Origin of the sequence: Candidatus Avelusimicrobium caledoniensis, from assembly GCF_902756455.1 — a bacterium.
GTDB lineage: Bacteria > Elusimicrobiota > Elusimicrobia > Elusimicrobiales > Elusimicrobiaceae > Avelusimicrobium > Avelusimicrobium caledoniense.
The window spans coordinates 52,147-64,735 of sequence record NZ_CACVRB010000014.1 but is presented as its reverse complement, the minus strand read 5'-3'; the positions used below and the strand labels follow the sequence as shown (position 1 = coordinate 64,735).

General features: G+C 47.4%; 13 protein-coding genes. 10 read left to right on the top strand and 3 right to left on the bottom strand.

Going from position 1 to position 12,589, the window contains the following annotated elements; all coding sequences use genetic code 11:
* The first annotated feature begins 1 nt into the window (after position 1).
* Genes nifS through dusB form a run of 4 tightly spaced genes read left to right on the top strand, consistent with a single transcriptional unit; the run spans position 2 to position 5,144 of the window.
* A complete protein-coding gene (nifS, locus tag ACQY2W_RS04320; RefSeq protein WP_428049733.1) occupies positions 2–1,171 on the top strand; it encodes a cysteine desulfurase NifS in 1,170 nt (389 codons plus the stop codon).
* 24 nt (positions 1,172–1,195) lie between these two features.
* Positions 1,196–2,677, top strand: a complete 1,482-nt coding sequence (locus tag ACQY2W_RS04315) for a bifunctional metallophosphatase/5'-nucleotidase (RefSeq protein ID WP_428049731.1) — start codon at positions 1,196–1,198, stop codon at positions 2,675–2,677.
* Between the two features lie 2 nt (positions 2,678–2,679).
* The gene (locus ACQY2W_RS04310) at positions 2,680–4,173 is read left to right on the top strand and encodes a bifunctional metallophosphatase/5'-nucleotidase (RefSeq protein WP_428049729.1); all 1,494 of its coding nucleotides are present in this window, start codon (positions 2,680–2,682) and stop codon (positions 4,171–4,173) included.
* Positions 4,170–5,144 carry a tRNA dihydrouridine synthase DusB gene (gene dusB / locus ACQY2W_RS04305; protein WP_428049727.1) on the top strand — a complete coding sequence of 325 codons (975 nt, stop codon included), beginning with the start codon at positions 4,170–4,172 and terminating at the stop codon, positions 5,142–5,144. Before ACQY2W_RS04310 ends, dusB begins: the two co-directional genes overlap by 4 nt.
* 2 nt (positions 5,145–5,146) lie before the next feature.
* Here the strand turns inward: dusB and ACQY2W_RS04300 are convergent, their stop codons facing one another.
* Entirely contained in the window at positions 5,147–5,614 is a 468-nt protein-coding gene (locus ACQY2W_RS04300) for a type IV pilin protein (RefSeq protein WP_428049725.1), read from the bottom strand.
* Positions 5,615–6,024: 410 nt separating this feature from the next.
* Here ACQY2W_RS04300 and rplM point away from each other — a divergent pair, with 410 nt between their 5' ends.
* The 5 genes from rplM (at position 6,025) to ACQY2W_RS04275 (ending at position 8,766) form a co-directional block, all read left to right on the top strand.
* Positions 6,025–6,450, top strand: a complete 426-nt coding sequence (rplM, locus tag ACQY2W_RS04295; RefSeq protein WP_428049723.1) for a 50S ribosomal protein L13 — start codon at positions 6,025–6,027, stop codon at positions 6,448–6,450.
* Between the two features lie 11 nt (positions 6,451–6,461).
* Positions 6,462–6,857: a 30S ribosomal protein S9 gene (rpsI, locus tag ACQY2W_RS04290; protein ID WP_428049721.1), complete on the top strand. Its 396-nt coding sequence runs from the start codon at positions 6,462–6,464 to the stop codon at positions 6,855–6,857.
* 115 nt (positions 6,858–6,972) lie between these two features.
* Positions 6,973–7,275, top strand: a complete 303-nt coding sequence (locus ACQY2W_RS04285; RefSeq protein WP_428049719.1) for a TRL-like family protein — start codon at positions 6,973–6,975, stop codon at positions 7,273–7,275.
* A gap of 388 nt (positions 7,276–7,663) precedes the next feature.
* The gene (locus ACQY2W_RS04280; protein WP_428049717.1) at positions 7,664–8,170 is read left to right on the top strand and encodes a type IV pilin protein; all 507 of its coding nucleotides are present in this window, start codon (positions 7,664–7,666) and stop codon (positions 8,168–8,170) included.
* 119 nt (positions 8,171–8,289) lie between these two features.
* Complete coding sequence (locus tag ACQY2W_RS04275; RefSeq protein WP_428049715.1) at positions 8,290–8,766, top strand: type IV pilin protein; 477 nt, start codon at positions 8,290–8,292, stop codon at positions 8,764–8,766.
* Between the two features lie 44 nt (positions 8,767–8,810).
* On the opposite strand, the gene ACQY2W_RS04270 is transcribed toward ACQY2W_RS04275, so the two are convergent.
* Positions 8,811–10,274 (bottom strand): monomeric [FeFe] hydrogenase, encoded by a 1,464-nt coding sequence (locus ACQY2W_RS04270; protein WP_428049713.1) that lies wholly within the window; start codon positions 10,272–10,274, stop codon positions 8,811–8,813.
* A 56-nt stretch (positions 10,275–10,330) separates the two neighbouring features.
* A complete protein-coding gene (locus ACQY2W_RS04265; RefSeq protein WP_428049711.1) occupies positions 10,331–11,068 on the bottom strand; it encodes a hypothetical protein in 738 nt (245 codons plus the stop codon).
* Positions 11,069–11,194: 126 nt separating this feature from the next.
* Between ACQY2W_RS04265 and ACQY2W_RS04260 the strand changes: the two genes are divergently transcribed.
* Positions 11,195–12,586, top strand: a complete 1,392-nt coding sequence (locus ACQY2W_RS04260) for an efflux RND transporter periplasmic adaptor subunit (protein ID WP_428049709.1) — start codon at positions 11,195–11,197, stop codon at positions 12,584–12,586.
* The last annotated feature ends 3 nt before the right edge of the window (positions 12,587–12,589 follow it).

The window sequence follows — 12,589 nt, the reverse complement described above, 5'->3', positions numbered from 1 at the left end:
TATGAAGGAAATTTATTTGGATAATAATGCTACCACCCGTTGCTATCCGCAAGTAGTGGAAGCGATGCTCCCGTACTTTAGCGAAAAATATGGCAACGCGTCAAGCATGCACACGTTCGGCGGCCAAAACCGCCACGCGATTGATATTGCGCGCAAACAGGTTGCCGCCCTTGTCAATGCCGCACACGATGACGAAATTATTTTTACTTCCTGCGCGACCGAGAGTAACGATTCCGTTTTGTTTTCCGTAGCCGAATCGTTCCCGCAGAAAAAACATATCATTACCTCTGCCGTGGAACACCCGGCTGTATTAGAGCCGTGCCATGTGTTGGAGAGCCGCGGTTGGCGCGTTGATTATATCCGCGTGGACGAAAACGGACGTTTTGATTTGGAAGAACTTAAAAACCTGATTGACGGCGACACCGCGCTTGTTTCCGTGATGTGGGCCAACAACGAAACCGGAACGATCTTTCCTATTAAAGAAATTGCAAAAATTGCCCATACGCACGGGGCACTCTTTCATACCGACGCCGTGCAAGCCGCCGGAAAAATTGCGATAGATGTACAAGCGGCCGGGGTAGATTTTCTGTCCGTCAGCGCACATAAATTCCACGGTCCTAAGGGGATCGGCGCGTTATACGTGCGCCGCGGTACACGCTTTGTGCCGTATTTGGTGGGCGGACACCAGGAAAAACGCCGCCGCGCCGGTACGGAAAATGTGCCGTACATTGTGGGTATCGGCAAGGCCGCCGAACTGGCACAAAAACGGTTGTCCGACGGAAGTATGCAAAAAGTTGCCGCTTTGCGCGATAAATTAGAAAAAGGTATCGTGGATACGATCCCGGACGTAAAAGTCAACGGGGACGTGCAAAACCGCGTGCCTAATACCACCAATATCAGTTTCGGGTATATTGAAGGCGAATCTATTTTGATGTATTTAAATGACTTTGGCATTTGTGCTTCGTCCGGCTCGGCGTGTACGTCGGGCTCGTTGGAGCCGTCGCACGTGCTCAGAGCGATGAAAGTGCCGTTTCAATTTGCACATGGTTCTATCCGCTTTTCGCTATCGGACGAAAATACGGAAAGTGAAATAGAAGTTGTACTTAAAGAATTGCCGCCCATTATTGAGCGGCTACGCAAAATTTCGCCGTTTTCCAAAGAAAACGCGTAGTTTTTTAATCCCAAGGAGGCCCACATGAAAAAATTAGTCCTTTTGTTGACCGCACTTGTTTTGCCTTTTGCATTAAGTGCTAAAGATACTGTCATCTATCATACCAGCGATACGCACGGTTTTTACTACGCTAAAAACGGACGCGGTGGTTTTGCCGCGTTAGCGTCTGTAATTAAAAACGGACCGCAACCGTATTTGCTCTTAGACAGCGGTGACTTTGAAAATGGTACGATAGAAGCCAAAAAATCCAACGGGTTAAAAAGCGTAGAACTGATGAACGCGCTAAAATACGATGCGTCCACCGTTGGCAATCACGCGTTTGATTTTAAGGACCCCGGTATTGCGCCTGTACTGGCGCAGGCCCAATTTGCGATGCTTGCGGCTAACTTCTACGAAGCGGACACGCTCAAACGGCCCGCGCACGTTGAGCCGTATAAAATCTTTAACCGCAACGGCGTGAAATTTGCCGTTATCGGTTTGGCTAACAATAACCCTACCCAAGCCACCCAAAAATATACGTTTACGCCGCAACTGCGCGAACTGGAAAATATGTTGCCCGAAGTGGAAAAACAACACCCCAATGTGGTAGTGGTGCTTGCGCATGATTCGTTTGCGGACGATAAACACGGTATGAAAAATGCCTATATCGCCGATATTGCGCGCCAATTTCCGGGCCGCGTGCATATTGTGTTAGGCGGTCATGCCCACAAAATTATTCAAAACGAAAAATTAAACGGCACGCTGTTTGTGGAAAGCGGTTGCCATTTAAAAAACGTCAGTAAAATTACCGTAACTACGAACGATAAAACCGGCAAATTTGTTTCGGCTAAGTCCGAGATTATCCCGCTCTACATTAACAAAACGGGCGAAGACAAAGAAATTTTGAAACTGGCTAACAGCTTGCGCGAGCCGGGTGTGGATGTTGTGTTGGGCTATACGCAAGAGCCGATGCCCAAACGCGCTTCCAACCCTAAATTTTTAGATAACTCGCTGGATAACTGGGTGGCCGATTTGGGCCGCGCTTACGCTGGGGTGGACGTATTTATTACCAACACGGGCGGCACGCGCGTAGATATGCCGCAGGGCGAAGTCACCCGCCGTGATGTGATCAACATCCACCCGTTTGAAAATACCATTACCAAAATGACGGTGGACGGACGGATGTTAAAACGTATTATTAAAAGCGGTTTATCCAAAGGGCGCACGCGGTTTGCTTTTTCCGGTCTGGCGGTTAATTTTGTATATAACAAAAAAGGTAAAGTCAAAGATCTGCATATTTGGGTACACAATAAACCGCTTGAAAATCGCAAGAAATACACGATTGCCACCAACTCGTTTATCGCCGAAGGCCGTAGCGAAGGGTTTGTATTTAAATCTATTCCCGCTACGCAAAAAGTGCAAGTAGGCAAAAAAACGATTCGCCAACTCATTGAAGAAGGCCTTAGCAAAGGAACGAAAAAAGATCCCATTAAACCCGGGCCGGAAGGCCGCGTTGCGGAGCGGTAATAATGAAACAAAGCCGTTTGATTCTATCCGTTGTTGTGTGTTTTTTCTTGGGGGCGTGCACGCAAGAGAGGTCCTCACATCTGGATATTTTCTATACGGCCGACGTGCAAGGTTTTTACGCCAGCCGCCCCGAGCCGCGCTTTGCTAACCAAGTGGCGGGGGGGTATGGTGTATTAAAATCTTTTTTGGCTTCCCGTACCGAGCCGTATTTGCTTTTTGACGGAGGAAATTGGTTTGGTGCGGCGCCGGAAGCGGCCATTACGCAAGGGGCCTATCAAATGTCTTTTTTAAAGGCGCTTCCTTATTCGGCGGCTTCGGTGAGTGATAAAGATTTTATGTTTGGTTGGCCCGCACTTCGCGGCATTGTGCGTGAATTATCTTATCCGGTGCTTGTTTCTAATTTGAAATTAGATAATCAAATTCCGTGGCCGATGCATGATTACCAAATTTTTACGCATCAAGGTATGAAAATCGGTGTGTTTGGGTTGGTCAGCCCGGACGTGGTGCAAAGATACCGCACCCGCTTGACGGGATTTGTCGTGCAGGATCCGGTACAAGTGGCACAGGAAATGGTTAGCCGTTTACAAGGCAAAGGAGTAGATTTTATTATCTTGCTCAGCTCGCTGGGCGACAATACGTCCGATGCCCCCGCCGAAGCATTACTGGCCGAAGAAGTGCCCGGCATCCATTTAATTCTAAGTGCCAATAAAGACCGCGAAGCCCCCGAAACCGACCGCGTCAATCAAACCTATATCGTCTATCCGGGGGCTAAATTAGACAGCGTGGCACATGTTCGTGTAGATTTAGATAAGAATAACCAAGTTAAAGAAGTTACCTTTGAGGATATCCCGCTGTTAAAACAAAAATGGGATGAAGATGCCGATTTGTCTGCCTTGGCAGAGCATTTGCAAACCGAAACACAGCACAAGTTAAACGCTCGTATTTCTACGGCGGAAGAAAAAATTTCCACGGCCTTGGCGCGCGAATCGGTGTTGGGTGATTTGCTGACCGATTGTCTGCACAAATGGGCGCGGTTGGACGGTGTGGTTTTAAATTCCGATTCTATCCGCAGTTTCTTGCCGCAAGGTACAATCACCGAGTACGATTTATACAAAATGTATCCGTACGGGGATAACATTACGTTTTTAACGATGCGCGGAGAAGCTTTTTTAAAAGCGTTAGAAGCGTCTTTAGAAGCCAAAGATAATTTCCCGCAAATTGCCGGCTTTCGCGTAGAGTACGACCCAAAAGCTCCGACTGGCGAGAAAATTAAAAAAGTGTTTTTATCGCCCAGCGGGCGGCTAGTCCGGCCGCAAGAAACATACCGCTTTGCCGTTACCGATCACGTGCTGGCCGGCGGTTTTGGGCATGACTATTTTATTGATTCGCTGGAATTTAAAAACACGTTTGTGGATGCCCGCCAAATTATGCGTGCCTGTCTGATCCGTCAGAAAAAAATTGCTCTTCCTAAAACAGGCCGTTGGAAAGTGTTATGAGTTGGCTGCACCCCTTACAGATAGGTTCTGTTTCGTTAGCTAATAATTTAGTACTGGCTCCTATGGCGGGCATTACCGATGTGCCGTTTCGTGTGCTGTGTTTGCAAGGCGGAGCGGGGTTGGTGTGTGCGGAGATGGTATCTGCGCATGCCTTGCATTACGGTAACGAAAAAAGCGGACGCATGCTGCAAGTGAGTCCCAAAGAGCATCCGGTGTCTATGCAAATTTTCGGCTCGGATGAAGAAACAATTGCACAAGCCGCCCGCCAAGCCGAAGCGGCCGGAGCGGATATCGTAGATTTAAATGCGGGGTGTCCGGTCAAAAAAATAAATAAAGCCGGGGCAGGTTGTGTGTTGATGAAGGATGAAACCAAACTGGCGCGGCTTTTAACAGCGGCGGTAAAAAGCGTTAAAATTCCCGTTACGTTAAAAACGCGTATTGCGCTAAACCACCAAGAGTTTTTAGGTGCGCGTCTAGCCAAATTGGCGCAAGATTGCGGCGCGGCGGCGGTCACTTTGCACGCCCGCGCGGCAGTGGATATGCACAGCGGCGAGCCGGATGTGGATGCGCTAGCGCGTGCGTGTGAAGCGGTAAAAATTCCTGTAATCGGCAACGGCGGTGTAACAGATGCCCGGCGTGCCAAACAATTTTTAGAGGCGGGGTGTGCGGGCGTGATGATTGGGCGCGGTGCAGTGGGAAACCCGTTTATTTTCCAAGATATTATAGACACGTTTAATGGTCGCGCGGTTGAGGCGCATACGACCAAGAAACGGATAGAAATTTACTTAAAACTCATTGAAGAAAACGTGGCCTATTACGGCGAGCGTATCGGTATTAACCGCTCGCGCAAAACAGCCGGCTATTGGCTCAGCGGTTTTCCCAACGCGGCTACGGTGCGCGGTGAGTTCGTGCGGCTAGATACATTAAACGAAGTGCGCGAATTGCTTGCTAGGACGATGCAGGGGTTGTAAAATTATTCATAGATGCGAGTACGCGTATGATTATCCGAGGACGGAATGCTACTCCCCAAACTTTTACATAATTTTACATATTGTCCTCCGCTGTGGGCATAACAATAGGTAATCCCGGCCCCTTCCGGCCAATCTGTGCGATGATCAAAACTAGTTATAATATACCAAGCCCCACGATTTTGATAATGTGCCTCTACTTTTGCTAGATTGTCGGGCATTAAATAAAATGTCCACCCGTTTGGCGCAGTGCCGTCAACGGCCAAGCTGTCCATATCGTTGGTATATTCTCCGTTGGCCAAATAATAAGCTTCTTCGGCGTTTTTGACAGCTTTTAAATAAGGGAGTACTTGCATCATACGGCTTTTTAAAACGGCTTGTTCGTATTTGGGGAGCGCCACCGCCGCCAAAATGCCGATAATTAAAACTACTACCAATAATTCAATAAGCGTAAATGCTTGTTTGTTGTTCATTTTTTGCTCCTTTGTTGTTTTTTCGCGTCCCTTTATTATCGTTTTTTTTTTTGATTTGTCAACCCCTTTTTCGCTTTTCTGGCGGCAGAAAAGCTAGCAAAAGACCGCCGTCCACGCTCATAAAAAGCAGTTAAAACAAGAAAATTTTTCAAACTCACTTCGTTCAAACATGAAAAATTTTTACTTGTTTTAACGCTTTTTAACAGCACGCTATCGGACGGATAAACAGCGTGTTATCCTGTAACGCTTTTTAACGGTGCACTACCTAACGGAAAAACGATAACAACGAAACGAATTAAAAATTCCTATCAAAAAATCTTCTATTTTGTTATAATATACAGGTAACCACGAGTCATTACACGCGCGGCCACCACTCCGTGCGAATAATAACAAAAGGTAGAAACAAAAACATGACAAAAACATTTTTACCTTCCGCTAAGGAAGTAGAAACCACCCGCAACTGGCACCACATTGATGCCACGGGTCAAACCTTAGGAAGATTGGCGACCAAAATCGCTGTTCTTTTGATGGGTAAACACAAAAAAACGTATACGCCTCATATGGACTGCGGCGACTTTGTCGTCGTTACCAATGCGGGCAAGGTGAAACTTACCGGTAACAAAATGGAGCAGAAAGTATATTTCTCTCACTCCGGTTATGCCAAAGGTGCTAAAGAAACGCCGGTCAAACGTATGTTGGAAAACAACCCGACCCGCGTATTGGAGTTAGCCGTCAAACGCATGTTGGACGAAAATAAACTCCGCGCGCCGCGCATGAAACGCTTGCGCTTGTTCGCCGGCGAAGAACACACGTTCACCGAACGCATGGGTAAATAAGAGGACATTTTATGAACAATACGAAAGACTTAAAAACCGGAAGAAGAAAAACCTCTGTGGCGCAAGTGTCGCTCTTGAAAGGGAAAGGTAACATTACCGTAAATGCTAAATCGTTAGATGAATATTTCGGCAATCATACCCGCTGCAAAGCGATGGTAAAATCTCCGCTTATCGTAACCAACTTGGAAAAAGAATATGACGTTACCGCCAAAGTAAACGGCGGCGGTGTATCCAGCCAAGCCGGTGCGCTTCGTCACGCGATTGCGCGCTCTTTAGCCGCCATCAGCGAAGACGTTAAAAAAGCCGTTAAAAAAGCGGGCTATCTTACGCGCGATCCGCGTATGGTGGAAAGAAAGAAACCCGGTCAACCCGGTGCCCGCAAACGCTTCCAGTTCTCCAAACGTTAATTATTGGAGTTGGAAAGGATGTTTGTATACCCCGCCTTACGGCGGGGTTTTTTATGAATAATTAAATATGCTATATTAAGGAAGAAGTAAAAATTTATTTCCAAGGAGTGTTGTGATGAAAAAAGTAATGTTTCTTGCCGCAGCCGCTTTGATGTTAGGAGCGTGCGCCACCCCGCCCACCTATGTAGGTACGGCCTTGTTTGCCCAAACCCAACAGCCGATTTTAGCCACCGGTAATTCCGGTACGCGTGTCGGGCGCGCTTGTGCCACAAACGTGTTGGGGCTCTTAATCCAAGGCGATATGTCGGTAGAGGCCGCCAAGAAAAACGGCCGCATTACGCAAGTGGCGTCTATTGACCGCGATATTAAGAGCTATGCGGTATATTCCGAAGTTTGCACCGTTGTAACCGGCAGATAAGTTTATTGTTTGATAAAAACACCCCCCGCACAGTTTTGCGGGGGTGTTTTAAATTATTCGTATCTTCCATAAGCACGCACAAAGGCGCAACATTCGTTGCGCCTTTGTGTCGTGTTCTCTCTTTCTTTGAGTAGCTCTTGTCACATCTGACATATGTTTTTTGTTTGTTGTTGTTCCGCCCGATAGCGAGTCGTTAAAAAGCGTTAGAACAGGTAAAAATTTTTCATGTTTGAACGAAGTGAGTTTGAAAAATTTTCCTGTTTTAACTGCTTTTTAAGAGCGTGGGCGGCCTTCTTTTGCTAGCTTTTCTGAGGCCAGAAAAGCGGAGAGGGGCTTGACATCGTTTTTTTTTTTGCTACATTTTATTTAATGATAAAAAGGAGGTTGTATGAAAAACAAACAAGCATTCACGCTTATTGAATTATTAGTAGTTGTGTTGATCATTGGTATTTTAGCGGCGGTCGCGTTGCCGCAATATAATAAGGCGGTAGAGAAAAGCCGTTTTATGACGTTGCTTCCCATAGCAAAAGCTATTGCCAATGCGCAGGAGACCTATTATTTGGCAAACGGGAATTATGCTACGGATATGGATGAATTAAATATAGATTTTCCGGCGGGTGGCACGACAAACGGCAGCTATACCGAGTATGGTAACGGGATTAGATTTGCCACTGAAAATAGATATGTTGTCGGCGGGACAGGCCGTACCCAACTGGAGTGGTGGTTGGAGCATCAAACACAACGCACTCCGGGACCGTATTGTTTGGCAAACCCCGCCGATAAAATTGCTACTTCGGTTTGTAAAAGTATCGGCACGTTTACCAGACACACTAACTGCGGCTCTATTATTGTAGGTTCATCTGTCAGTTGCGATGAATATAAAATTAGTTTGTAAGGGGCAGATAATAAAATACCCCCGCACAGTTTTGCGGGGGTGTTTTTTTATCGAAAAAAAGGGGCTTGACATCTTTTTTTTTTTTGCTACATTTTATTTGATGATATAAAGGAGGTTGTATGAAAAACAAACAAGCATTCACGTTAATAGAATTATTAGTTGTTGTTCTTATCATCGGTATTTTGGCGGCGGTCGCGTTGCCGCAATATCAAAAAGCGGTACTCAAAAGCCGTATCACACAAGTAGTTGCTTATTTGAAAGCAGTTAAGGATGCGGAAGAAGTATATTATTTGGCGAACGGAGAATATACTGCCGATATGGACAGTTTGGCCGTGGAAGGTTCTTGCCCGAAAGATTGGACGTGCCAGTTAATGGCGGATAACAATATCCCCAAGGTGGAGGCCGGGTATGATTCGTGGAAATTGGCGGTAGTAAGCAGTTTTGACCGTCGGGCCGATGTACCGGAATGGGCGGGAATTATGTATTGCTTTGCGCGGACGGGAAACCCTAAATATGACCAAGCTTGTAAGAGTATGGGGGCTCCTATCCCTAATGGTATAAATACTGGGGGCACACGGTATTATATAGGAAAATAAAAATTCCGCCCGCTAAAACGGGCGGAATTTTTACTAAAAGCATTTTATTTCTTTTCAAACAGCGGTTTATATTTGGGGCTTGTTTGGGCAAATTTTTTAATTTCCCCAATTACTTGCGCTTGCGTTTTGACGGTACACGGCCCGCCGATGCACCCGCCTTTGCAACTCATCACTTCTAAGAGTTGAAAGTCAATGGCTTTGCCTTGCGCGTAGGCGTTTAGCATGAGCATGGCTTTTTTGTCCAAACCGTTAATCGTCATTTTCTTAAACGGTATTTTCCCGGCGATAGCGTTTTCCACCGCTTGGGCCACGCCGCCCGTTACACCGTAGTAGCGGCCCTCGGCCGAGATGTTTTTATCTAACACGGCTTCTTCGCACGTTTTCGGGTCAATGTTGCGCGCGCGCAACAAGGCATCAATTTCTTCAAACGTGAGTACAAAATCTATGTTCGGGTCCTCGCGTCCTTCCAAGCGTTTGGAGGCACACGGCCCGATAAATACCGTGGTAAAGCCGTTTGCTTTTTCAATTTCCGCCGTATACCCGGTAGGAGTTTTGGCATCGGAAATAAAATCTTTTAACGCGGGCAAGTGTTTTTTAACGGCTTGCACCCACGCCGCACAGCAAGACGTCGTCATAAACCGCGCGCCTTTTTCAAGCCGTTCCACCAGTTCGCGCGCTTCGCGCTCGGTAGTGATGTCTGCACCTAAGGCAACTTCGGTTACTTTATCAAACCCGGCTTTTTGCAAGGCCGTTACCACTTGCGGCAGCGTGCCTTCCAATTGTCCGACGATAGACGGGGCAATCATCGCGCACACTTTTTGCGGTCCTTTAATAGCGCGTAATACGTCAATGAGTTGGCTGCGTTCCATGACGGCTCCGAACGGACACGCACTCATACATTTTCCGCAAGAGATACATTTATCAAAGTTGATGTGGGCAAAACCGTCGCTGTCTTTGTGGATAGCATCCACCGGGCACGCTTCTTCGCACGGTACAGGTACGTACGTGATAGCATTGTACGGGCACGACGCCTGACATTGGCCGCAGTTTTTGCATTTGTCGGGGTCAATTTTAGAACGTCCGTTCTCGGTAGAAATGGAAATCGCGCCGAACTTACACGCCGCTTGGCAGTGGCGCGCCAAACAACCTTGGCACGCTTCCGTTACAATGTGGCGCGCTTTGACGCACCCTTTGCACGCAATAGACAAAACGGTTAAGGTATTTTCGGCCGGGGTTTTGCGGGCCATGGCATTTTTGGCGTAATCGTTAAGAGAAGTGGCCTCGTCGTCTGTTTCCAAACTGCCACCCAACGCGGCTAACGTGCGCGCGCGGAACACGGCGCGTTCTTTATAAATACAGCACCGTACGCCGGAAGTGGAGTTTTGGGGTAAGGCATCAAAGGGGATGCGGTACGCCTGGGTTTCTAAGTTACCTTTATCAAAGGTTTCTACGACCCGTTTGAGCGCCTCGCGTTTAAAGAAAATAGCTTTATTATCTGGTGTGTTCATAGTCCTATATATTTTATCATAATTTGACGGGTCCAAAAACGGGCCCGGGGTGCACCTTATCTGGCAGATTTGACCGTTGCGGACGGTTTGCGTTGGATGACGCGCGGCATATACATTTGATCATGCAATGTCCCGCCGTATAAAAGTGCTTTGTAGGGCTTTTTGGGCGGTGCGGTTTTTGGAGTTTGCGCTTGTTTTCGGACGGTTTCTTGTTGGGTTTGGACGAGCTTGTCCGTTTGCTCTTTGGTTAGCAACCGGGCGAGCCGGCCTTGTTCAAAGAGGAAAAATTGGGGCGTTCCTCCTTTGCTATTCACCCGGTAAAGTGTTTGCCCGTTGGGAACGGGTAAAAATACGGAAGAAGTGGTCGGGCCATATTCATCCAAAAATTCGGTTTCGCTGATGTTGATATCTGCTTGATAACGCGTAAATAATGATAACGAATCTTTAAGATTAGCCGCCACCGCTACAAAAGTTTGCGGCTCTTTGGCTTGAAATAAAAACTTGCGGTATCCGTCCCCGTGCCCGTATTGTACAAAGCGGTATTTTGTGCCGTCGGCGGCAAGGACGTTGGCATCTTTAGTAGATACGCTGGTAATAAGGGCCAACGCTTTTTCACGCGTTTTGCCGCTAAATAAACGGGTTAATTGCTTGGCATCTTTATCCCAAATATCTACGCCGTCGCTCATCTGTTTATCCGGCGTGCCGGTCAGCTCAATAACAATTTCCGGCTCGTCCGCCGGAGCGGCGCATAGCGGCAAAGACAAAAAACCTACTAATAGCAAAAAGTATCGCATATTTGTATTATAAGAGTTTTCGCATAAAAAGTCTTGCATAAGACCGATTTAATATAAACAAACCGGGAAGAAATGACGACTATTTTTATATAATTAAAACGAGGATGCTATTTTATAAGGAGCGTTATGAAACACATTACATACGTTATGATCGCCGTTATGGCGTTGGCAACAGTAGGTTGCCACAAAAAAGAAGCGGCGGCCCCGCAGGCAGCGGCCGTCAATGCGATTACCGTTGTTCAACAGGATTATCCGTGGACGATGGAATATCCGGCCCAAGTAGCCGGCTCGCTGGATGTGCAAATTCGCGCACAAGTAGGCGGTATTTTACAGGCCCGCTTATATGATGAAGGCGAATTTGTAGAACAAGGCACACAGCTTTTTCAAATTGATGATAAAGAATATGCAGTAGCGTTAGAAAAAGCGCGCGGCACTTTGGCGCAAGCCCAGGCCGAAGTAAAACGCAATAAACGCACGTACCAACGTATGAAAACCTTGCGTGCGGAAAATGCCGTTAGCCAACAAGATTATGATAACGCTCTTTCGGCGTATGAAACGGCACAGGCCAATGTGCAAGTGGCCCAAGCCGGCGTGAACAATGCCGAAATCAATTTGGGTTATACCAAAGTAACGGCTCCTATTTCCGGCATTGCCGGCAAAGAAAACCAAACGGTGGGCAGTTTGGTTTCGGCGGCCGGAGAGTCGGGCTTGCTTACCACCATGGTGCAGATTGATCCGCTTTATGTAAATTTCTCTATGCCGGGTAGCCAGTTTGAAAAACTGGTTCAAGGATACCGCGCCGGCACGATTTACATGGGAGATACGAATAATCCTACCGATTTAGAAGACATGAACTACCGCGAAAAGGCCGTAGAAGATGTGCCGATATATGTAGAAGTATTATTGTCTAACGGCAAGGAATATCCGCGCCGCGGTAAACTTATTTTCTTTGACAGTTCCGAAAATACACAAACCTCCAGTATCGCTATCAAGGCCGCTATCGCCAACCCGGCGCGTACGAGCGAGCTGATCCCGGGGCAATTTGTCCGGGTGCGTTTAGTGGGTGCCGTATTTAAAAACGCCATTTTGGTACCGGCCTCTGCTGTGCTCGTATCGCCCAACGGGTTAATGGCGTATGTGATCAAAGAAGATAATACCGTAGAGCTCCGCCCGGTAGAAGGCCAGTTGCAAAACGATATGTATATCGTGTCGTCCGGTTTAAAAGCAGGTGAGCGGGTGATAAACGGCGGACTTGTTAAAATTCGCCCCGGTATGCTCGTTGCTCCTACCATGGAAGAATTTACGGTATCTGAGCCGCAAGAAAAAGTAGAACAAGCTTCAGATGACGGACGCGATTTGGCGACGTTGGAAAAAACGATTGAAGATGCCACGGCCCCGGATGCACGCTCCTTGCCCGACACTTCTGTTCCGCCCGCCGCGGATACTACCCCGTCGGTAGATATGCCTAACCCGGTTGCGCAAACACCCGCCGTGCCCACCGCGGCAACGGGAAATTAAAAG